Raw genomic sequence first — 22,508 nt, forward strand, 5'->3', positions numbered from 1 at the left:
GGTATGAAAATCGACTACTTAGTTATTGAAGGAAATATAGGGGCTGGAAAAACGAGCTTGGTTAATCAGATTGCAAATGATTACAAGGGGCGTAAGCTTTTGGAGGGATTCCAGGATAACCCGTTTTTACCCAAATTTTATGAAGACAGGGAGAAGTTTGCTTTCCCGCTCGAAATGTCATTCATGGCAGATCGCTATAACCAGTTGAAAAACAATATTCGTGAATTTGAATTGTTCAGCTCCTTTCTGGTTTCTGATTATTACTTCATGAAATCGTTAATCTTTGCTCAGAATACACTTTCCCGAGATGAATATTTGCTGTACGAACGGTTTTTTACGATTATTTACGATAAACTTCCAAAGCCCGACTTGTACGTTTATTTGCATGCCGATGTCGATAAATTGCTTCAGAATATAAAGAAACGAGGACGAGATTATGAACGAAACATCGATCCCGATTATTTAGAGAGAATCAGAGCTGGCTATTTTTCATTTTTCAAACAACAAAATGAGTTTCCAATTTTAATTATTGATACCACTAAAATTGATTTCGTCGCCGATGAAAATCAGTATAAAAGATTGTGTTCTGCTATTTTCGAAAACGACTATTCTACTGGGGTTAACAGGTTTTTGATGGATTAAAAAAGTGTTCAATATTCTTTTATTTCACTAAAACATTGCTAATTTTGTAAACGAGTACTGAATAATTATAAAATCAAATATTTTAATACTGTCGACATGAAAAAATTTAGCTTAAAACCTCTTGCCTTTTTTGCTCTGGCTGCTGTGCTTTTTGCAGGCTGTTCTGGCTTACAAAAGATGAAGAAGAACGCAGACCAAATCGATTTTAATGTAACACCTGAAATATTAGAAGCCCATGGTGGCGATGTGGATGTTGCGATCAATGGTCGGTTTCCCGCGAAATACTTCAACAAAAAAGCGACCCTGGTTGCCACTCCGGTGTTAACCTATGAGGGTGGTGAAACAGCATTCGAGCCCGTAACATTGCAGGGTGAAAAGGTTGATGCCAACAATAAAGTTATCAGCTACACAAATGGAGGAAGCTTTTCATATAAAGATGCAGTTGATTATAAAGACGACATGCGCATGTCAGATCTTGAAATTCGCATTACTGCTTCGCAAGGAACCAAAAGCCTTGATTTTGAACCGATCAAAGTTGCTGATGGTGTAATCGCGACTTCAGAAATGGTAATCAACTATCCTGCTCCTATTTTGGGTGTTCAACGTGAGAAAAACACAACAGGTATTTATGATCCGAATATTGATGAATTTCAACGTGTTGTTCCTGATCAGTATGTAGCAGACATTCATTACCTGATCAACAGTTCTTATGTCCGCGGAACTGAACTGAAAGGTGATGACATTGAAAAATTGTATGCTTATACAAAAGACGCTTTTGAAGCAGAACGTAAGGAATTGAAAGGTGTTGAGATTTCGGCTTATGCATCTCCTGATGGTGAGTTGGATTGGAATGCTAAGCTATCACAGCAACGCGAAGGATCTTCAAACAAAGTAGTTTCTCGTCAACTTAAAAGAGATAACGTTGAGGCTGAGTTGAAAACAAAATTCACTCCGGAGGATTGGGAAGGTTTTAAAGAAAAAATGGAAGAATCAGACATTCAGGATAAAGAGTTGATCTTGCGTGTTCTTTCTATGTATTCTGATCCTGAAGTTCGTGAGCGTGAAATCAGAAATTTGTCTCAAGCGTTTACCGTAGTTGCTGACAAAATTCTTCCGGAATTACGTCGTGCAAAAATTTCAGCTAGCGTTGATTTGATTGGGAAAACTGATGAGGAAATTGCTGCTTTGGCTGATTCTGATCCTTCATCGTTGAACCCAGCTGAATTGCTTTATGCTGCTACTTTAACAACTGATCAAAACAAAAAGCTAGCTATTTACAACTCTTTCTCTAAAGTATATCCGAAAGACTGGAGGGGTTATAATAACGCCGGAATGGTATTAGCACAGCAAGGAAAATTTGATGAAGCAAAACCATTATTTGAAAAAGCTGAAGGCTTAGCTTCGAGCGAGCCGATCATCAAAAACAACTTAGGTGCTGTTGCATTGCATAGTGGTGATATTGAAAAAGCTGAGTCATTATTCGGTGCAGCTTCAGGTGCTGGCGACGAAGTAAATTACAACTTGGGTATTGTAGCCTTGAAAAAAGGTGAGTACGACAAAGCTGTTAAATTGTTCGGCGATAGCGATTCTCCAAACGTAGGTTTGGCTAAAATTTTGGCTGGCGACAACAATGGCGCATTGAAATCATTGGAAAACTGTACTTGGGAAGGTTGCTACATGAAAGAATACTTTAAAGCAGTTGTAGGTGCTCGTACTGCGAAAGAAAACTTGATGTACGAAAGCCTGGAAAAAGCTGTTGAAATGAAGCCTGAATTAAAAGAGAAAGCTGCAACAGACTTAGAGTTTGCAAAATACTGGAATGACGCTAAATTTCAAGAGATTGTAAAATAAGCGCTCACAATTTACTACTCCGGAAATAGCCAATGTGCTATTGGATTAGGAAACTTATATAAACTGGCCGTTTCAAAATTTATTTTGAAACGGCCAGTTTTTTTTTTGTGGTGATTTTATCTTCAGATCGTTTATTCAGTTGTGTTTGGGGTTTTATTTGAAAGGAGTACTTGAGGTCTGTTCATATTGGGTGCTTTAATTGTAGCCAAAGCGCTTATTTCTGCACGCTTATTCTGAGAGTTGTTCAATAAGAACTTGAAGTTTTATAGGCTAGTGCTTCTAGCCTAATCTGCAATCAGTGGTTTGTTGATCCGACTTGGTCGCGCTATTGTTTAATTCTCTTCTGGGTGTTTGCTGTCTTCTTTCCGAGGCTATTAAAAAATGATTGCCATTTGCGTAGTCGCATCAGCAATTGGAAGTGCCTCTTTTTTCAGTGTTGTCCGCTACGATAAGTGCACAGGATGCCGATTATTTCTTGTCGGTGAGCACAAGTACTTGCTATCATCTTTGTCATCGTACTACTCCTTGTTTAAGCTTATTTCGGAGCGAAGCAATGTAAAAAAAGCTCCAAAAGGATTAATCCTTTGGAGCTTTCTTAAGCTTGAGTTTATATTGCCTCTTAAATGATAAACTTAAATACAAAGAGTATTGCCAGAATGTACATGATTGGCGAAATCTCCTTGTGTTTGCCTGTTAGCAGTTTCAGAAGGATATAAGCCAACATACCAAACACAATTCCTTCGGCAATGCTATAGGTTAATGGCATCATAATGATGGTGAGGAATGCTGGGATAGACTCCGTAAAATCTTCCAGATCTATTTTCATGATTGGCGAAAGCATAAACAAACCGACCAGGATTAGCGCAGGTGCCGTTGCTGCTCCCGGAATCATGATAAACAGCGGAGCGAAAAACAATGCAATGAAGAATAAGGCAGCAGTAGTCAAGGAAGTTAATCCGGTGCGACCTCCTTCAGCGACACCAGAAGCACTTTCAACATACGTTGTAACAGTACTGGTTCCAAGCATAGCGCCAAACGTTGTTCCTATGGCATCAGCAAATAGTGCCTGCTTTGCACGAGGTACTTTCCCATCAGGGGTAAGCATGTTGGCTTTTGATGACACACCAACAAGAGTGCCAACCGTGTCGAACATATCAACGAAAAGAAATGTAAAAAGTACAATCAACATGTCGATTGTAAAGACTTGTGAAAAGTCAAATTTCCAGAAAATAGGTTCAACTGAAGGGGGTAAGGAAATTAGATGTCCGTCAGGCAATTGGGTTACTCCGAATGGAATTCCGGCAACAGTGGCCGAAAAAATACCAATCAAAAGGGCTCCTTTTACTTTTAAGGCCAGAAGCACGCCGGTAAGTAGTACACCAAATAATGCAATCAGTACACTAGGCGATCCCATGTCTCCAAGACCAACCAACACAGCATCATTATTTATAATTACTCCGGCACCTTGTAGCCCAATAAAAGCAATGAACAGTCCAATACCCGCAGAAACAGCATGCTTTAATGAAAGCGGAATTGCATTAACAATTAATTCACGGATATTAAAGGCTGTAAGTAGCAAGAATATGATACCTTCGAGAAATACGGCGGTTAAAGCAAATTGCCAGCTATACCCCATGCCCAGCACAACGGTGAAAGCAAAAAAGGCATTTAGTCCCATACCGGGAGCCAATGCAAAAGGCAAACGGGCGACAAATGCCATCACTAAGGTCGCAACCAATGCAGCAAGAGCAGTGGCTGTAAATAGTGCGTTTTTATCCATTCCGGTAGCACTTAAAATGCTTGGATTTACCGCCAAAATATAGGCCATTGTCATGAAGGTGGTAATACCGGCCAATACTTCTGTTTTTACGGATGTATTATTTTCTTCGAGTTTGAAAAAACGTTTCATATTATCGGAGATTTGGGATTAAAAAGTCCACTTGGCGGCGATAGTTGGATTTACGACTGTGCCATTCGTGACAAAGTTATTACTGATCTCAACTTCAGTTCCAACAGCAAAGTTAGGGCAGAAGTTATACCACAATTGTGGTTCTGTTAAAAAGCGGTAATCAGTACCCCAGAACATTTCTTCTTTCCAGAAATCGGCGAATCCGGTGAAGGTCATTTTACCTTTTAGCATTTGAACGGTCCAAACAGCAGTTAGCTGAAATGAAGCATCTTCTTTGTCTTTAATGTTTTTGTAGTTTGCCTGCAAGGTCAGTATTTTAGAGAAGTCGGCCGATGCCCAGGTACGTTCAACTCCCGCTAACCAACAATTCTCAATAGGAATGAATGGGTTTCCGGCTCCGTCGAGCTTAAATACTCCGGCGTTAAACTCTACGCGTGGCATAAATTTTTGATTTTCCGTCCACTTAAAAGCCCGGGCAATTTCCCAGTAAGCGAGCGATGCACCGGTATCAACGTCCCGAACATCGGAGCCATAATCAAAGTCAATAAAAAAGAAAGTTGAACCGTATTTATCAGGACGGAACATTTCAACTGTCGAAGTAATTAGTTTACGGTCTTTGCCGAAATCATAATGAACTTGTACATTTTGGGCAAAAGCACCCGATGCAAGAACACTCACAAACAGAGCAAGTAAAAATTTCTTCATTTTGGTTTTGTTTTTTAAGTTTTCGTAATAGAAATGAATGCGCTAAAATAATAAAAAACAGCTATCTGGCTAGTATCTTATATCATTGACAATGTTTTTTTCAATTGGGTAATTCAGTTCGATGAATTAGCTGGCTACGGAGGTGGTGGAAGTTATTGTGCTTTTACAGTCAATCCGGAATTGTGTCAGGTAAGTTGATGCGATCATCTAACGTGTAGGTATGATGTTGATTTTATGGCTTGTAGCTTCCAGGCTGACTTTAACCAGAGGGTGGTGAATATTTTTTCGAAGCATGCTTGATGAGACTGCGTTCACGGATTCAAAAGTATCTCGGGGAGGAGAATGGATGGAACAAAAAAACCGGATATCTATGATACCCGGTTTTTCCTTTTTATAAAATGAGTTGATTGGGAAGAAACTATTCTATAAGTTAATTCACCGATGCAGCAAAAAGTAACCCTTCTTTTTTTAAAAATGGATGAACTGCACTTTTGGGTGTGTGAAGTGGGCTATATCTCACACGAACGAAAATATATTGTTCATTTATTTCTTGTCCAAAGCATGATTTATGAACCGATTTGCTTTGTGCAACTCCCTGAATACATCAACCGACAAACTCACAAATTGCTCTTCGGAAATAGTTTTGTCGTCAATTTGGTAGCCAAAAACATATGATTTGTGTTTGAGCAGTTCGATATCTTCAAAGTCTTTCGGAAATCCTTTTGGGGCCATTTTTAGCTTGTCGTCATTCATTAGCGAAAAATATTTGGCGAAATCTTTATCAGCTAATATTTCTTTAAAGTCGTTTGCATTTTCAAAAATCTCAGTTCGAATGACCTTTAAAGTATCCGCCTGCGGACGCCAGATTCCACCACCTAAAAACGAGTTTCCCGGATCGATGTGGATGTAATAACCGGCGCGGTCGCTTTTACGTCCGTGTTTGGCAATAAAACTTCCCATTTGAGTTTTATAAGGACTTTTATCTTTCGAAAAACGAACATCTCTGAATATTCTGAATAGGCAATCTTTGGGATTTAGAAATGGAATTTCCGGATCAAATTTATGGATTTCCTGAATCATCAGCTCAGTAAAAAACAACATTTGTTCTTTGCTTTCTTCGTAGCGTTTCCGGTTGTCGTTAAACCATTCACGGTTATTATTTTTCCGGAGGTCGGTTAAAAAATCTAGAATTGCTTTCATGCGTTTTGGAGTATGAGATTACTTATTTGATTTAAATATCTTCATTGAAAAAAAATAGGATTGTTTGGCTATTTAGGCCACTCGAATTTTAAAATGGAATATTACTTTTGCTTAACATTCTAATTCATGAAAAAGTTTGCATTAATAGTTGCCGGAGGTGTTGGCCAAAGAATGGGCGCGGAGGTTCCCAAGCAGTTCATTCGAATTGCCGGAAAGCCAATCTTGATTTGGACCATCGAACGATTCACTGCATTTGACAAGGATATTAATATTGCGCTGGTGTTACCAGAGAGTCAGTTTGACTATTGGAGGGAAATAGCTCTTGAATTTAATCTCAACAAAGATATTGTTTTGGCAAAAGGTGGGGAAACACGATTCCAATCTGTAAAGAGCGGGCTAAACCATATTCCCGACGAAGGAATTGTTTTTATTCACGATGGTGTTCGTCCGTTGGTTTCGGCTGAAACTTTAGACAACTGTTATCGCATGGCGTTTGAAAAAGGGAATGCGCTACCGGTTGCACCAGTTGTTGAATCGTTAAGGCAAGTTGATGGTGACCAAAGCAAACATGTCGACCGAAGCCGATACCGATTGGTGCAAACACCGCAGACGTTTAAGATCAGTATCATTAAACAAGCGTATCAGCAAGACGAGCTTCCTTTTTTTACTGATGATGCCTCTGTTTGCGAGGCCAATGGTGTTCCAATTCACCTGGTTGATGGCAATGCGGAAAACCTCAAAATAACCCGTCCAACAGATCTTGTAGTTGCAAAAGCCTTGCTGATGTGACGACAACCAGATCGCTTCCTTAATCTTTGTCAGCCGTATTATCACCATTCCTCGACTTATATCTCTGTTTACCGATAACTGTTCAGGAAACTTTGTGTGATAGTATAGTTTCGTGCCGGATTGTAAAGAATTTCTTTTTTTAGCGTTAAGTATTGTAAACTGAAAAAACTTTTGTCGTTAAAATAGTTTCCATCTTAAAAAGGTGCTTTATATTTGCCGGAATTATGGAAGACAAGAAGCAGTATATTCTAGAGGAGGTTGGAAAAATGTACATGCGGCATGGCATCAGAAGTGTGACCATGGACGATGTTGCAGCAGAATTGGGTGTTTCGAAGAAAACACTTTATCAATACTTTAAAGACAAAGCGGAGTTGGTTTCACAAGTGGTTGAATCTTTTTTATCAAAAGATGAGCAATGCCATTGTCATGAAAATGATACGCTAAATGCCATTGATCGGGTGTTTTGGATGCGAGAACATTTAAATAACCTGTTGAAGCTTGTACACAATAATTTGGAGTACGATTTGAAAAAGAGCTATCCAAAACTGTATAAGAAGATTTCAGAATACAAGAAAGAGCGGTTTTATGAGGATAGCTTTTCGGTAATAGAACAAGGGAAGCAAGAAGGGTTTTTTAGAACAGAGGTGGATTCAGATTTCGTATCGAGACTGAGCGTGGGTAGGTTCCTGCTTGTTTTTAACCCTGATCACGGTTTGTTTACGCAAGATGAAGTGCAAAACATCAGTCTTTTCGATCAGGTTACGGATTATCATTTTCATGGCATTTGTACCGAAGAAGGCTTAAAATACTATAAGAAACAATTAAACAAAGTTCAGAATGAAAACTAAAACAAAACAATTATTCATCTTGCTTTTATTCCTGATTGCCAGCTCAGGAGTAAAAGCCCAGGATGAATTGGAATTTACCTTAGCCGAAGCTCAGGAGTATGCGCTAAGCAATTCTTACGTTATCCGGAACAGTAAGCTTGATGTTGATGCGGCGAAGAAAAAGGTATGGGAAACCATTGCGATGGGGCTCCCTCAGGTTTCGGGAACATCAAATTATACAAAAAACATCGATGCAGCCAAAAGCCCAATGCCAGTTGCAATCATACCCCGGGATTTTTGGTCAGAGCTTGGAATTCCGGAGGATACTCCCCTTGACGGAACGTTTCCTATTTCATTTGCTCAGAAATTCAACGCAGACTATGGCTTTAAAATCGATCAACTCATTTTTGATGGTTCTTATATTGTAGGCGTTAATTCTGCGAAGATTTATCTGCAGATGGCTGCGCAAACAAAGGAGAAAACAGAGATAGAAATTAAGCAGGCGGTGGCTCAGTCTTATTTTTTGGTGCTGGCGGCTGAGGAAAACCTCAAAGTAATGAAGGAAAATCTGAAAAACTCGGAGAAGCTGGAGTCGGACACCAAGGCACTTTACGAAAATGGTTTTACCGAGGAGCAAGATGTTGATCAGATGCGGCTGCTGGTTCAGAAAGCCGAAAATGAGATTTTGAAAGCTGAACGCGAAATTCGGGTATCTCGTATGGTGTTAAAGTATACGATGGGGGTAGATGTTGAAGAAAGCATTGTACTGACTCAACCACTGACTGAGTTTTTGAATCCCTTGCTTGATGGGGAAGAAAATTTGGGAGGATTCGACTATTCTTCGCATATCGATTATCGAATGTTGGATACCCAACGTCAGCTAAGCATGAAGGAGTTAAGGCTTGCTCAGGCAGCCTACCTGCCTCGCCTTACGGCATTTTACAATTGGAGCAAAATGTCGTTCGGTGATAATGCGAACTTATATAAAAGCAGTGTTCCCTGGTATAAATCTTCCATGTTTGGATTTAATCTTTCGATTCCGATTTTTACATCAGGTCAGCAAATGGCTAAAGTACAGCAAGCTAAGTTTTCGTATCAACAGTCGGAAAATGAGCAAGCCCTGGCTGAGCAAACCTTGAAAAAGGACTACCTGTCGGCTGTGGCAGACATTGAAAGTGCCATCGACCAGTATCGTAATGACATTGACAATAAAAAGCTGGCGAAGAAGATTTACGATAAGACAACCATAAAATACAACAATGGGATCAGCAGTAGTGTAGAGCTTTCGCAAACCGAAACGCAGTACATTCAGTCTCAGGGAGCTTGGGTGGCATCAGTCATTCAGCTATTGAACTCAAAAATTACACTGGAAAAAGCAATCGGAAAACTTTAAATAATAAAACAATGAACAGAACATTTACACACAAACAATTGATGAGCCATTTTGCCATTTTGTTATTCGCAATGGTCCTGGTTTCTTGCTCTGCGGGAAATGCAGGCAACGAAGACAGGCAGGCAAAGCAGACTCAACTGGCAGAATATAAGCAACAGGTTCACGACCTGAATTTGAAAATTAAAGAGCTTGAAGCAGAGCTTAATAAAACTGCAGATGTAGAAAGAGTGGAAGTTGTATTGACCGAATTGCAAACGACCGACTTTGAACACTTTATTGAAGTGACGGGTAGCGTTGAGGCCGATCAGGAAGTGAATGTTAGCCCGGAGGGATCAGGTCAAATACTCGATATTAAGGTGAAAGAAGGTCAACGGGTAGCTAAAGGAACCGTTTTAGCGGTACTCAATTCCGAGCCAATTAACCGTTCAATAGAACAAACTAAGATTAACCTGGAGTTGGCACGAACAACCTTCGAACGCCAAAAGAACCTGTGGAACCAAAATATTGGTTCGGAATTGCAATACCTGCAAGCGAAATCAAGTATGGAATCTCTCGAAAAACAATTGGAAAATTTGCAGGCACAGAAAGACATGTCGATTATTAAAGCACCGGTTAACGGAATTCTCGATGTAATTTACCAAAAGCAAGGTCAAATTGCCAGCCCACAGATTCCATTCGGTAAAATTGTGAATATCGATAAAATCAAAATTTATGCTGATGTGTCTGAGTCATACCTGACAAAGATTAATGAAAATGATGAGGTGTCGGTTTACTTTCCGGCTATTGGCGAAGAGCGTAAAACAAAAATTCAGTTAATCGGAAATTATATTGATCCGGATAATCGAACGTTCCGCATTCGCCTGGATCTGAAAAATCAGGATAAAATGATTAAACCCAACATGGAGGCCGTCGTTAAAATTCGTGATTATGCTGCCAAAGAGGCCATTGTCATTCCTTCGCTTTTGATTAAAGAAGATTTTAAAGGCAAATACACCTATGTTGCCGAAAAAGGCCAAGGTGGACTGGTTGCCAAAAAGGTATATGTTACGCCTGGTGTTTCCAATAATAATACGACTGAGGTGAAACAAGGATTAAGTGTGGGTACTGAGATCATTTCTGAAGGTTTTAGCCAGGTTTTTGACGGTTCACCAATCCGTGATAATAAATGATTCAGTTTGAAAAGCTTTAAACAAGCAGAAAATGGATAAAGAAAAAACAAGCGACAAGTCGCAAAGTATAACACGGAAGTTTAAGCCAACCTATCTGGCACTGAAGAATAAAACTACGGTTTATATTCTGACGCTCATGCTGGTATTTTTCGGGCTTTTCTCCTATCAGCAGATGCCTCGGGAGGCGATGCCCGAAATTGTTATTCCCTACATTTTTGTACAAACCATTTACCCGGGAAACTCGCCGGTTGATATCGAAAATCTGATTACCCGACCCATTGAACAGGAACTGAAGGGAATGGATGGAGTGAAAAAGGTATCGTCGGCTTCGTATCAGGATGTAAGTACCATTGTGGTTGAGTTTAGTACCAATGTTGAAATAAAACAGGCCTTACAGGATACCAAAGACAATGTGGACAAAGCGCAGTCTGATTTGCCGGATGACCTGGAGAATGACCCTTTGGTTATGGATTTGAATTTTTCCGAGTTCCCCATTCTGAACGTCAACCTTTCGGGCGACTACAGTATGCGTGAGTTGAAAGACTTTGCCGAAATTCTTCAAGATGAATTTGAAAGTCTTCCGGAGATTTCTGAAGCAAATATTCAGGGGATCGACGATCGGGAGATTCAGATCAATGTAGATCCGTATAAAATGGAAGCGCGTGGTGTCGGTTACAACGATATTGCCCTTGCCCTTCAAACCGAAAATGTTACGATTGGTGCCGGGCAGTTTACTGCGGATAACACCCGCCGGGTGGTGCGTACCGAGGCTGATTATACCAATATGGATCAGCTGCGAAACACCATTATCAAGCTGAACAATGGCAAGCCGGTTTATGTGCGCGATGTTGCTAATGTTGTCGATGGCTACAAAGAACAATCGACCATCTCGAGGTTGGACAATAAGCCGGTAGTGTCGCTGTCGTTGGTAAAAAAGAGTGGGGCAAACATATTGGAAGCAACCGACGAGGTTCGTCAGGTGCTGAAAGATCAGGTAGACGATGGCTATTTGCCCAAAAACCTGGATATCATCGTTACCAACGATATGTCGACCTATGTGAAGAATGATATTGCGACTCTGGAAAACAGCATTATCCTTGGAATGATTTTGGTAATTTTCGTTTTGTACCTCTTCCTCGGATTCCGGAATGCTCTATTTTCGGGCTTAGCCATTCCGATGTCGATGTTCCTGTCCTTTGTTATCCTCGATCAGTCGGGTACTACACTTAACTCGATGGTACTGTATGGATTGATTTTGGCCTTAGGGATGCTGGTCGATAATGCTATTGTTGTTGTTGAAAACGTCTATCGTCTGCACGGCATGGGCTATTCAGCCTCCAGAGCAACAAAGAAGGGAGTTAGTGAAATTGCATTCCCGATTATTTCTTCCACACTGACCACGTTGGCAGCATTTGTTCCACTAATGTTTTGGGAGGGTGTTGTTGGTGAGTTTATGGGAATTTTACCCCAAACGCTGATTGTGGTATTGGCATCATCTTTATTTGTAGCACTCGTGCTCAATCCCCCGTTTATTGCTCGTTTTATAAAGATTGATGATATTCGGGAAAAGGTTGAATGGAAGAAGACGCTTAAAATAGCGGGAATACTTGCCTTGATTTCTGTCTTATTCTATTTGCCAAAAATATATTTGATCGGAAACATCCTGATGACAGTTGTGCTCATTATGGTATTGAATGTGGTTGCATTTCGCCCCCTGGCCCGATGGTTTCAGTTGCGCTTTTTGGTGTGGTTAGAGAATTTCTACGAAGGGCAATTGCGTTCAGCGTTAACCGGGTGGAAACCAATCGTGTATTTTGCCGGAACATTTGTATTGCTGATCGCTTCTGTCTCTTTTTACATTGTCCGTCAGCCGAGTGTCGTATTTTTCCCCGATACCGATCCACAAACGATTTATGTAACCATGGAGCTGCCACTCGGAACCGCCATTGAGAAAACCGATGAAGTTTCACGACGGGTTGAAAGTATCATTAACAGAACCATTGAGCCTTATCAGAAAATTGTAAAATCGGTAACAACTTCGGTGGGTACCGGAAAAGGAGGCATGTTCGAGAGTTCAGATAGTTCCAGTCCAAATAAATCGCTGACAACCATTTCTTTTGTCGAATTTAAATTGCGCGACGACATCAATACATCGGATGTTATGAAGGAGGTCTCAGCAAACCTGGAAGGATTCGTGGGGGCTAAAATATTTGTCGAAAAAGAAGACCAGGGGCCTCCGGTTGGAGCTCCTATCAATATTGAAGTGTCGGGTGATGACTTCGACCAGCTGATTAAAATTACCAACGATTTTGTAACGAAGATCAACGAAGACAACATTCCGGGAATTGACGAATTGAAACTGGATATCAATGTGAATCAGCCCGAAATGCTGATCAAAGTTGATCGCGATAAAGCACGTCGGTATGAATTGTCGACCCAGCAGATTGCCATGGCACTGCGCAATTCGTTATATGGGTATGACGTGGGCGACTATAAAGATGGTGAAGATGAATATGACATTTTTATTCGCCTGAAAGATGAATTCCGCAACGATGTTTCATCCTTGATGAACCAAAAGCTGATGGTTGAGGGCAATAAGATTCCGATCTCAGCAGTAGCAGACTTCGAGTACTCTTCCACTTACGATAAGGTAAACCGGATCGACTTTAAGCGTACGATTACCATCAGCTCCAACGTGGTGGAAGGATACAACGCCAACGAGATTAACAACCGAATCAGACAGGTATTGCAGGAGTACGATATGCCACGGGGTTACGATTATGCCTTTACCGGTGAGCAGCAGTCGCAGGACGAAAGCAGCGAGTTCCTGATTTTTGCCTTGTTGGTTGCCATTGCGTTAATTGGATTGATCATGATTACCCAGTTTAACTCGTTCATCCGACCAATGATCATCATGATAACCGTGTTGTTTAGTACCATCGGTGTATTCCTCGGTCTGGCAACTTTTAAAATGGAATTTGTAGTGATCATGACCGGTATCGGAATCATCTCGTTGGCCGGAATTGTGGTGAACAACGGAATTGTGCTGATCGATTATATCGACCTGATGCGTAAACAGAAACGTGAGGAATTGGGCTTTAGCGAAGGGGCTTTCCTTCCGGCAAGTGTTGAGGTTGAATGTTTGGTGCTGGCCGGTAAAACCAGGTTGCGGCCGGTACTTTTAACGGCTATAACAACGGTGCTCGGACTGGTGCCACTAGCTGTTGGATTAAACTTCGACTTCATTACCCTTTACACTCATTTTCAACCTGACTTCTCGCTGGGTGGCGAAAGTGTGGCTTTCTGGGGACCCATGTCGTGGACTGTTATCTTCGGATTAACATTTGCTACATTCTTAACCTTGCTCATTGCTCCGGTGATGTACATGTTGACCATCCGGATTAATTTCCGCATTAAAAAGATGATGGGACTGTTGCCAGAAGATAATCAAACACCGAAAGTGGTTGAAGAAGAATAGAACGACCTTCAAAATAGTATAAACGAAAAGGGGATTGCAGCTGCAATCCCCTTTTTTGTGGTTTCCGATTGAATTTATTTGTTGAAGTTCTTACCCAGGGTGTAGAAGAGTGTCATCCGGTTACGGGAGCCGGCCTTGGTTTATGTTTTTTGGCGTGAGATAATAATGTAGTTTGGATGATGTCTTGCTTATAGCATTTTTTCAGCGGGAGAGTTTTTCAGGTTGAATGATTTTGGAATGACTATGGTGGCTATTTATGGGACAATAATGAATAAATAGTTTAAACTTTAAAAACAGAAAAATGATGAGAAAATATATGAACTTGAAGATTGTTGCAACACTTTTTGCCTTCCTGTTTTTGGTTGGATGTAATGATGATGATGACAATTATATTGACGATTGGAACAATAGCATATTGATGCTTCAGGTTGATTACTCAAGCTATGAGTTGGAGGCTGGACAAGAGTTTCTTTTCTCTGATCCGATATCAACCTCAGACACAATACCAATTGGTGTAGATTACGACGAACCGAGCGATTTTGGAAATGTTTCGTTGTACTACGCACCAACAGATGATGTATTTTTCTTCGGAACAGTTGTCTGGAATGGAAAAGGCGAAGTTAAATACCCTTACCATTGGGTTGCTCCGTCTTCGTTTTTAACGATCGATACACCGGTTGATCAACCGGCTGAGACCAATTTCCAGTTAATTCATAGTGCCACAAGTGAGGAAAACATCGACTATGCTGCCATTTGGGATGCGGTTGATGATTTGAGCATTGTTGACGAGTACATCAGTTCGGGCAAAAAAGTAGGTTTATTCCTGTATCAACCGAGTGTAGGAGCTGGTGATCCGGATGATTGGGACTGGTATGTTATTTTAAACCATGAAGTCTGAGTAAAATAGCGAAGCCTCATTCATAAAAGAACAAGAAGGCGGAAAGTGATTAATCACTTTCCGCCTTCTTGTTTTTAGTCAACTAATTTCTTGAGGCTTTGGCCAGGAGAATCGTCTCTCCTTTGCTCCCGGTTAAAAGTCATTTTCCAAAATGTTGCAGGCTGTTGCTACAAAATGAGGGCAGAACTCATTAAACGCATTTTTTTCTTTGGCTTTTACTTGTCCGTCCGGTGTGGAAATATCGCAGCCAACCAGTTCTTTGCAAATTAGAGAGCCGTGTTTTGCAACAAATTTTTCGTTGAATTTCAGGATGAGTTCTTTCGTGTTATTTTTTTCTAACAAGTCGGTGCTGGCATGACCATGTTTTAGTCCAATAACCAAGTACGAGGCCGTTACTGCTCCACAGGTTTCGGCACGGGCCATGCCGCCACCAAAACCACTGGCAAGTTTTAAGGCTGTTTCTTCAGCCAGATTCAGGTCGTCAGCAAATGTGGAGAAAACTGTTTGTGCACAATTGTATGAAGGGAATTTTTCTAACGCTTTTTTTGATTTTTCCATGATCGTAAATTTTCATATAAAGATAAGAAGAATGAATAAAACAGTTGTGGCAATTCGACCATATGTTTTGATATGTAAGGAAATGGTGACTGTTAGCTTTTTCGGTGGGTCTGATCACCAGACTTCTGGTCATCCTGAACTTGTTTCAGGATCTTTCAGTGGATTGCTCCATGCCTATTGAATTTCCTTCTCTGAAAGGGTTATGCAACAATAGCCACAGGCAACGCCTGGGGTAAAATGCGTTAGTAGTTGAAATGGCGCAATCGGTGGGTGTTGAATGGTGTGAACGTTTTATGCGCCCTAATGGAAAATGTTTTTGAAATGTGTTAATCGGATGTTGTGCTTTTTTATCCCTAAATCCTCTGGAGGGGACTTTGTGGCCTGCTGGAATCCAATTGCATGGGGCTTTATAGCTATCGGAATTTATGCCAATTGGTTGGGGGGTTGCCCCAAGCCCCAGTTCCTTTTCTCCTTGGATGAGAAAAGGAACCAAAAGAATCAAGGCTGACGATGCTTTTGAATGAAAACTACGGATCAGTCACTGCCCGAAAACCAAACTCCTCCTTTCAGTCGTCAAACAAGGTTTTCTTAGCGAGTCCCTTCGCTGTTTCCTTTCCTTGTTTTCCAGTTCAAAACCCTCGTAGGCCGGGCTTTTCGCCTGCCGGCGAAGTGGGGGATTTTGCTGTCCCAATTGAGTGCTCGTCATCCTGGACTTGTTTCAGGATCTTTTAGCGTAATGCCGCTATCTCACCATCTCACCATCCAACCCTCTGATTATCCGAGAATCTGATTGTCTATTAATCTTGATTCTGGTATCTTGGATCTAATATCTAAAGTCTTGTTCTCTTTTCCCCAAGCCCCAATTACTTTTTTGTCTTGATACCAAAAAGTAATCAAAAAAGATCAAGTCAAAGTTGTCCTTTCAGACGGAACCTGATTTTTGTCTTGACACAAAAACCAGGAAAAAAAGTCAAGGCTGACGATGCTTTTGAACAAAAACTACGGGTCAGTCACTGCCCGAAAACCAAACTCCTCCTTTCAGTCGTCAAACAGGGTTTTCTTAGCGAGTGCCATTGCTGTTTCCTTTCCTTGTTTTCCAGTTCAAAACCCTCGTAGGCCGGGCTTTTCGCCTGCCGGCGAAGCGGGGGACTTAAATATCCCAATTGAATGTTCGTCATCGGGAACTCGTTTCTGGATCGGTTGGCGAGTTGCTCCAATATTGACCGAAACAGATTGCTGCTATCTTCACCCTCCTGGCTCTTGGTTCTTTATTCTTGGATCTAATGTCTGATATCTATTGTCTTGGTGTCATTGCATGCGCTGGGGCGTTGCCCCACGCCCCAAATACTTTTTTGTCTTGATACCAAAAAGTAATCAAAAAAGATCAAGTCAAAGTTATCCTTCCACGCGCGTCAGGATTTTTTCTTTCCGGCGCACTGCCCGGGATACCCGCCAAAAATCCTTCCCTCCATCGCCGGCCCGGGCTACTTTGACTGGCCATCGCACTTTTCGCCTGTCGGCGAAGTGGGGGATTTTGCTGTCCCAATTGAGTGCTCGTCATCCTGAACTTGCTTCAGGATCTTTTAGCGTAATGCCGCTATCTCACCATCTCACCATCCAACCCTCTGATTATCCGAGAATCTGATTGTCTATTAATCTTGATTCTGGTATCCTGGATCTAATATCTAAAGTCTTGTTCTCTTTTCCCCAAGCCCCAATTACTTTTTTGTCTTGATACCAAAAAGTAATCAAAAAAGATCAAGTCAAAGTTGTCTTTTCAGACGGAACCTGATTTTTGTCTTGACACAAAAACCAGGAAAAAAAGTCAAGGCTGACGATGCTTTTGAACAAAAACTACGGGTCAGTCACTGCCCGAAAACCAAACTCCTCCTTTCACTCGTCAAACAGGGTTTTCTTAGCGAGTGCCATTGCTGTTTCCTTTCCTTGTTTTCCAGTTCAAAACCCTCGTAGGCCGGGCTTTTCGCCTGTCGGCGAAGTGGGGGATTTTGCTGTCCCAATTGAGTGCTCGTCATCCTGGACTTGTTTCAGGATCTTTTAGCGTAATGCCGCTATCTCACCATCTCACCATCCAACCCTCTGATTATCCGAGAATCTGATTGTCTATTAATCTTGATTCTGGTATCCTGGATCTAATATCTAAAGTCTTGTTCTCTTTTCCCCAAGCCCCAATTACTTTTTTGTCTTGATACCAAAAAGTAATCAAAAAAGATCAAGTCAAAGTTATCCTTCCACGCGCGTCAGGATTTTTTCTTTCCGGCGCACTGCCCGGGATACCCGCCAAAAATCCTTCCCTCCATCGCCGGCCCGGGCTACTTTGACTGGCCATCGCACTTTTCGCCTTTCGGCGAAGTGGGGAATTAACCGCCCCAAGTCATGATCTCGTCATCCTGGACTTGTTTCAGGATCTTTTAGCGTAATGCCGCTATCTCACCATCTCACCATCCAACCCTCTGATTATCCGAGAATCTGATTGTCTATTAATCTTGATTCTGGTATCTTGGATCTAATATCTAAAGTCTTGTTTTCTTTTCCCCAAGCCCCAATTACTTTTTTGTCTTGATACCAAAAAGTAATCAAAAAAGATCAAGTCAAAGTTATCCTTCCACGCGCGTCAGGATTTTTTCTTTCCGGCGCACTGCCCGGGATACCCGCCAAAAATCCTTCCCTCCATCGCCGGCCCGGGCTACTTTGACAGGCCATCGCACTTTTCGCCTTTCGGCGAAGTGGGGAATTAACCGCCCCAAGTCATGATCTCGTCATCCTGGACTTGTTTCTGGATCTGCTGGCGAATTGCTCAATACGATTTGAATTCCTTCTTGTTACCCCTAAATCACAAAAAATGACATTTATTCGGAAAAAGACGGCTCCAAACCAAGTAAATATTCATCGAAAGAACAGGTGAAAAAGCATTGATTTTGTTCGTTCGTGTGAGAAATCGCCTTGTTTACATCGCAAAACAGCCCATTCATAAAACACTTCGAAAACATTATGTCATTTAGTTCTCAATGTCCTAACTTGTTGCCTGTTACTTCATTTTTTAATTTTTAATCAAAACGTATGGAAAATAAAATCAACTACCAGTTGCCCGACGATGTCGCAGGTCAAGCGGCTGATCAAATCAATCAGGCAATCAACGTGTTAAAACCTTACCTGATTGCCTTAAATAGCGAAGAACGGCAGTCGCTACCTAAAATGAGTGATGGCACCGTTCCTTTTGTCGAGAAATGTCTGGATTATTGCAACAGCGATGAGCAGTTTGCACCTCCTTATCTGGATGTGGAAGGCTTTAAAAACGATATGGATGCCTGGGAAAAATTAATGGCTGTTTTACGCCCTGTTCAGCAACTGATGCAGAACCTGGATGACACGACCACCGAAGCCGGATCGGAAAGCTACACTGCTGCACTGACTTATTACAACTCGGTGAAGCAGGCCGCCAAATTGAGTATTCCCGGAGCAAAAACGATTTACGAAGACCTGAAGGAACGTTTTGCAAAAAGAAGTTCCTCAAAGAATGGGACAACGGTATAAGCCATTCAACGGAAACTTCTTGAAAGTTTCCGTTTTTTTTGAAAAGAAAATACTATCCGTATTCATAATCAGGATTATCCTTTCATGATCAGCTTCCCAAGTTTAACCAGTGAGCAAGATGATGGAACGATGCAGCATTTCGATGATCCGATGAAGCTTGGAAGCGAAAACCTCCACCTTTTATATTCAATCGAGCGGTTCGGAGAACCAAGCTTGTATCTTTCTTGTGGAAATGTTCATCAATTTGCTGCAAGCTTGAAGCAAAATACGGCAAGCCCGACTATTTTTCGCGGAAGTTTTCAACAAAAAGCTTCAACACTGAACCAAAAAGATGCTCCGTTGAATCAAAATCAGGCAGCCTTGCATCTCCGGGGTACTCGCTTGAATGTTTTTCATGCTCCATTGCACCTCCACAGTGCAAGCGAGCATGTTCGAAGTGGGTACCCCCACTTCCGAAGTACCCTGATGCACCTCCGAGGTACCCCTTTACATGTTAAATAGACGTTGTTTTGAATCATTAGTGTCCGGTTAAAATTCCAAATGATGGGCTAAAGCCCGCGTCATATCCGGCATTCACTAACCCCGGGATTAATCCCGGGGTTAGTCATCGCACTAGAGAGTCCGGGCTTTAGCCCATAACTCCATCTTGTTGAATATCAACTATTCTATTTTTATTCGTTTCTGGCATCACCCAAGTTTTAAGAACAGGATGTGCGGCCGAAACGTAATTATTATAATTAATTGACTAAATTGGTGGCTTGATAAACTATTTATAAATAACGTGTTATTTCCAGGTAAATCGTAAGGTAGATAGCACCTTTTGTAACGCCTATAGAAAAATAAGAGGGATAAAAGTTCTATTTCACATACGTTGGGCAGATCTGCTGACAGAAAATCAAACCTGGAGTAAAATTATTATAAGATGAATATTGCAATCGATTTTCCAATAATAGAAACTAACAGATTCATATTAAGACAATTTACCGGGAGTGACCTGAGAAATGTGTTTAAGGGTTTGTCACATCCTGATGTGATTCAATACTATGGGATAAGTTTTGACACGATAGAAGGAACGAAGGAGCAGATAACCTGGTTTAGAGACTTGGAAAAAAACGGTACCGGAATATGGTGGGCAATCTGCAAAAAAGAAGATTTAACGTTTATTGGAGCAGGAGGACTGAATGATTTGGAGAAAGAAAACCGAAAGGCTGAAATAGGTTTTTGGCTGTTACCCGAAAACTGGGGTAATGGGATAATGAAAGAAGTAATGCCTGTAATATGTAACTACGGATTCGAAAAATTAGGACTCCATCGGATTGAAGGATTTGTTGAATCAGAAAATAAAAATTGCAAGAGTGGATTAGCAAAACTGGATTTTAAACATGAAGGGACAATGATAGATTGTGAGCTTAAAAATGGAAGATATGTTAGCATTGATATTTATGCTTTGATTAAATAGACCCCCCCCCCGCACCGGTGCCAGCCAACTTTAAACTGGAGACAATGAGCATTAAACGATTGACAGCGAACAAAACGCCTGTTTTCCATCCCCTTTACCATTATTTTGAATGAATTTAAATTATAGTCAGTAGCATAATTTACATCCCAGAATTGTTAACTTGGAGCTGTTAAAAACCAAATACACAATACATGAACCGAAACCGATCTTGCAAGAACACGAATTCGACTAAGCATGTTTTTGCAATGATAAATTCAGGTATTCAGTTCGATTAGTGCTACGCTATACAAGTGAAATGTAATACAGTTGTTGTATACACAGATGTTAACTGCAATTTTAAAGACTGAGTCAAAGTGATGAAACAAGAATTGGACATACATAAAATCAAACAAATTGCTGAAAAAGCAAAGAAAGATTTTTGGTCAAATGATGGTTTCCCGTATGAAAATGATAAGTTATTATCCTTTTACAATTTAAATGAAGCAACTTGGATTTCGAATGCTTCAAAATTACGAAGTTCAGAACCAATAAAAACAAATTTCTTTCTCGCTAATATTTATAGAAGCAACTTTACATTTAAACTCATTGGCGACAAACTAAACATTTTCGACAAAAGAAAAAGATATAGTATTCAAGACAAAGTTGACCTTATAAAAAACGCTTTTGAAAATGCCTATTTCCATTTTGCATTTATCTCAATTTGTGCAAATTTGAATGATGACTTTTTGAATTCTCTTTATATAAATTGGCATCAACCTACTAAAGCAAAAGAGTTTATAAAAAGCAAGAATGAAAATCAGTGGAAAGTAGATAACGTTGCAGTATCCGGAAAAAAGTGGTCAATAAAGAACTGTCCTCTTTTCAAATTTTGTCCAATTTCAACAGATTATTTAAGCCTAATTAAAAATGCTGACAGCCATCAAAAATTGGTAATAACGAATAAAACCCTTTTTATCTTAAATGAGAAAAACCAATCCATTTCAATAAAGGATTTTAATAAACTATTTCAATATGTTAGAAATGTTGTATTTCTTTCTTTTAGCTTCAATTTAACTTTGGCGATAAAACATAATTTTTGGACAACACCTGTTCTGATTATATCAAATGCTAAAAAATTTAATTACTCAAAAGTTACTTTGCCAAACATTGAGGAGTTAGAAAAAAAGAAAAAAAGAAAGAAAAAAAGGAAACTTTTAGAGAATTATGGTTCTGAAAAAACTGAATATTTCATTGCAATAATTTACGCCTTGACAGAATTCATTTTCAAAGACATTTGGTTAAAAATAGAGAATGATAAATCAAATATTAATGATTTCCTACATCACTACGACTTAAAGCTCGACATGCAAAAGCTTGACTTCTTTAGACATGAATCGTTACGAGATGTAGCTGAACTATTTATTTCAATGAACTACAAAGTAAGAACTTGGTATTTAAATGATAAGATTGAAAAACCTTCTTTTGATATAAAATCCTCAGAATTTGAAAGTTTTGATTTTAACAATTTAATCCATGAGGTTTTAAAAACCATTAAAAGAATTAAAGAATTAAACGAATTTAATGACAAAAGAGAATCACTGATACTATTTTTAATATCAGGAGCTATTTCAATGTTTGCTCCTTTGAGCAGACTTAATGAAAGTATGGATAAAATATTAATACCGAAATAAAAAACAGCAGTTAACAAAGTACATATTGCAGGGCGGGGTTCGGTGGTACGCCAACTGCGGATTCTCGCATCGCAGTTCATGTCCTCGCGGACAGGAACGCTCTCCGAAATCCGCAACGACAACATGGTGTGCCGAGAAGCAGAACATCGGCTAATTCATCGTTCTGCATGCTGTAAATAAGATGGGGGAGTCCGGCAGCAGCCGGATGAACCTCCGGTGTCGTCTTGCAGGAGGGGGCATCAAACCACCCAAAGGTGCTTAGGTAAAGAGCCTAGGTACTGAGCGTTTGTAAATAGCAAATAAAAAAGTATCATTTTTTCGCAACGTAAAAGTGCCATTTAGAAGACAAAAAATTATTGTTTAAATATTGTTTTTCTGTTTTCCATACGATAACTGTTGCCATCCAAT

The 22,508-nt window shown here is 40.4% G+C and carries 16 protein-coding genes; 12 read left to right on the top strand and 4 right to left on the bottom strand.

Annotation, left to right across the window (positions count from 1 at the left end):
* Nucleotides 1-3 precede the first annotated feature (3 nt).
* The gene (locus tag GR929_RS16180) at nt 4-642 is read left to right on the top strand and encodes a deoxynucleoside kinase (protein ID WP_159521680.1); all 639 of its coding nucleotides are present in this window, start codon (nt 4-6) and stop codon (nt 640-642) included.
* A gap of 96 nt (nt 643-738) precedes the next feature.
* On the top strand, nt 739-2,493 hold the full coding sequence (locus GR929_RS16185) for a tetratricopeptide repeat protein (protein ID WP_159521682.1): 1,755 nt from the start codon (nt 739-741) through the stop codon (nt 2,491-2,493).
* 619 nt (nt 2,494-3,112) lie between these two features.
* On the opposite strand, the gene GR929_RS16190 is transcribed toward GR929_RS16185, so the two are convergent.
* The 3 genes from GR929_RS16190 to GR929_RS16200 all read right to left on the bottom strand — a co-directional run bounded on the left by GR929_RS16190 (nt 3,113) and on the right by GR929_RS16200 (nt 6,307).
* Nucleotides 3,113-4,402 carry an NCS2 family permease gene (locus GR929_RS16190; protein WP_159521684.1) on the bottom strand — a complete coding sequence of 430 codons (1,290 nt, stop codon included), beginning with the start codon at nt 4,400-4,402 and terminating at the stop codon, nt 3,113-3,115.
* Nucleotides 4,403-4,420: 18 nt separating this feature from the next.
* A complete protein-coding gene (locus GR929_RS16195) occupies nt 4,421-5,107 on the bottom strand; it encodes a DUF5020 family protein (RefSeq protein ID WP_159521686.1) in 687 nt (228 codons plus the stop codon).
* Between the two features lie 543 nt (nt 5,108-5,650).
* Nucleotides 5,651-6,307, bottom strand: coding sequence for a DUF2461 domain-containing protein (locus GR929_RS16200; protein WP_159521688.1), 657 nt, complete (start codon nt 6,305-6,307; stop codon nt 5,651-5,653).
* A gap of 126 nt (nt 6,308-6,433) precedes the next feature.
* On the opposite strand from GR929_RS16200, the gene GR929_RS16205 reads away from it, so the two are divergent.
* The 6 genes from GR929_RS16205 to GR929_RS16230 all read left to right on the top strand — a co-directional run bounded on the left by GR929_RS16205 (nt 6,434) and on the right by GR929_RS16230 (nt 14,861).
* Entirely contained in the window at nt 6,434-7,096 is a 663-nt protein-coding gene (locus GR929_RS16205; RefSeq protein WP_159521690.1) for a 2-C-methyl-D-erythritol 4-phosphate cytidylyltransferase, read from the top strand.
* Between the two features lie 224 nt (nt 7,097-7,320).
* Complete coding sequence (locus GR929_RS16210) at nt 7,321-7,944, top strand: TetR/AcrR family transcriptional regulator (protein ID WP_159521692.1); 624 nt, start codon at nt 7,321-7,323, stop codon at nt 7,942-7,944.
* Entirely contained in the window at nt 7,934-9,316 is a 1,383-nt protein-coding gene (locus tag GR929_RS16215; RefSeq protein ID WP_159521694.1) for a TolC family protein, read from the top strand. Before GR929_RS16210 ends, GR929_RS16215 begins: the two co-directional genes overlap by 11 nt.
* Before the next feature lie 11 nt (nt 9,317-9,327).
* Nucleotides 9,328-10,485, top strand: a complete 1,158-nt coding sequence (locus tag GR929_RS16220; protein WP_159521696.1) for an efflux RND transporter periplasmic adaptor subunit — start codon at nt 9,328-9,330, stop codon at nt 10,483-10,485.
* Nucleotides 10,486-10,516: 31 nt separating this feature from the next.
* Complete coding sequence (locus GR929_RS16225; RefSeq protein ID WP_159521698.1) at nt 10,517-13,963, top strand: efflux RND transporter permease subunit; 3,447 nt, start codon at nt 10,517-10,519, stop codon at nt 13,961-13,963.
* 301 nt (nt 13,964-14,264) lie between these two features.
* A complete protein-coding gene (locus GR929_RS16230; RefSeq protein WP_159521700.1) occupies nt 14,265-14,861 on the top strand; it encodes a hypothetical protein in 597 nt (198 codons plus the stop codon).
* A gap of 132 nt (nt 14,862-14,993) precedes the next feature.
* Here GR929_RS16230 and GR929_RS16235 read toward each other — a convergent pair whose 3' ends face one another.
* Entirely contained in the window at nt 14,994-15,419 is a 426-nt protein-coding gene (locus tag GR929_RS16235; protein WP_159521702.1) for a C-GCAxxG-C-C family protein, read from the bottom strand.
* Nucleotides 15,420-18,497: 3,078 nt separating this feature from the next.
* On the opposite strand from GR929_RS16235, the gene GR929_RS16240 reads away from it, so the two are divergent.
* From GR929_RS16240 to GR929_RS16255, 4 genes are all read left to right on the top strand, one after another.
* A complete protein-coding gene (locus tag GR929_RS16240; RefSeq protein WP_201301038.1) occupies nt 18,498-18,971 on the top strand; it encodes a hypothetical protein in 474 nt (157 codons plus the stop codon).
* Between the two features lie 84 nt (nt 18,972-19,055).
* Complete coding sequence (locus GR929_RS16245) at nt 19,056-19,472, top strand: hypothetical protein (RefSeq protein WP_159521704.1); 417 nt, start codon at nt 19,056-19,058, stop codon at nt 19,470-19,472.
* Nucleotides 19,473-19,893: 421 nt separating this feature from the next.
* Nucleotides 19,894-20,430, top strand: a complete 537-nt coding sequence (locus GR929_RS16250) for a GNAT family N-acetyltransferase (protein ID WP_159521706.1) — start codon at nt 19,894-19,896, stop codon at nt 20,428-20,430.
* Between the two features lie 356 nt (nt 20,431-20,786).
* A complete protein-coding gene (locus tag GR929_RS16255; RefSeq protein ID WP_235934413.1) occupies nt 20,787-22,100 on the top strand; it encodes a hypothetical protein in 1,314 nt (437 codons plus the stop codon).
* Nucleotides 22,101-22,508 lie beyond the last annotated feature (408 nt).

Origin of the sequence: Sunxiuqinia indica (assembly GCF_009847015.1) — a bacterium.
In the GTDB taxonomy this organism is placed as follows: Bacteria; Bacteroidota; Bacteroidia; order Bacteroidales; family Prolixibacteraceae; genus Sunxiuqinia; species Sunxiuqinia indica.

Excerpts from the sequence above, each read along its gene's own strand:
- GR929_RS16180 (WP_159521680.1), top strand. The coding sequence starts at position 4 with ATGAAAATCGACTACTTAGTTATTGAAGGAAATATAGGGGCTGGAAAA.
- GR929_RS16185 (WP_159521682.1), top strand. The coding sequence starts at position 739 with ATGAAAAAATTTAGCTTAAAACCTCTTGCCTTTTTTGCTCTGGCTGCT.
- GR929_RS16190 (WP_159521684.1), bottom strand. The coding sequence starts at position 4,402 with ATGAAACGTTTTTTCAAACTCGAAGAAAATAATACATCCGTAAAAACA.
- GR929_RS16195 (WP_159521686.1), bottom strand. The coding sequence starts at position 5,107 with ATGAAGAAATTTTTACTTGCTCTGTTTGTGAGTGTTCTTGCATCGGGT.
- GR929_RS16200 (WP_159521688.1), bottom strand. The coding sequence starts at position 6,307 with ATGAAAGCAATTCTAGATTTTTTAACCGACCTCCGGAAAAATAATAAC.
- GR929_RS16205 (WP_159521690.1), top strand. The coding sequence starts at position 6,434 with ATGAAAAAGTTTGCATTAATAGTTGCCGGAGGTGTTGGCCAAAGAATG.
- GR929_RS16210 (WP_159521692.1), top strand. The coding sequence starts at position 7,321 with ATGGAAGACAAGAAGCAGTATATTCTAGAGGAGGTTGGAAAAATGTAC.
- GR929_RS16215 (WP_159521694.1), top strand. The coding sequence starts at position 7,934 with ATGAAAACTAAAACAAAACAATTATTCATCTTGCTTTTATTCCTGATT.
- GR929_RS16220 (WP_159521696.1), top strand. The coding sequence starts at position 9,328 with ATGAACAGAACATTTACACACAAACAATTGATGAGCCATTTTGCCATT.
- GR929_RS16225 (WP_159521698.1), top strand. The coding sequence starts at position 10,517 with ATGGATAAAGAAAAAACAAGCGACAAGTCGCAAAGTATAACACGGAAG.
- GR929_RS16230 (WP_159521700.1), top strand. The coding sequence starts at position 14,265 with ATGATGAGAAAATATATGAACTTGAAGATTGTTGCAACACTTTTTGCC.
- GR929_RS16235 (WP_159521702.1), bottom strand. The coding sequence starts at position 15,419 with ATGGAAAAATCAAAAAAAGCGTTAGAAAAATTCCCTTCATACAATTGT.
- GR929_RS16240 (WP_201301038.1), top strand. The coding sequence starts at position 18,498 with ATGGAAAATAAAATCAACTACCAGTTGCCCGACGATGTCGCAGGTCAA.
- GR929_RS16245 (WP_159521704.1), top strand. The coding sequence starts at position 19,056 with ATGATCAGCTTCCCAAGTTTAACCAGTGAGCAAGATGATGGAACGATG.
- GR929_RS16250 (WP_159521706.1), top strand. The coding sequence starts at position 19,894 with ATGAATATTGCAATCGATTTTCCAATAATAGAAACTAACAGATTCATA.
- GR929_RS16255 (WP_235934413.1), top strand. The coding sequence starts at position 20,787 with ATGAAACAAGAATTGGACATACATAAAATCAAACAAATTGCTGAAAAA.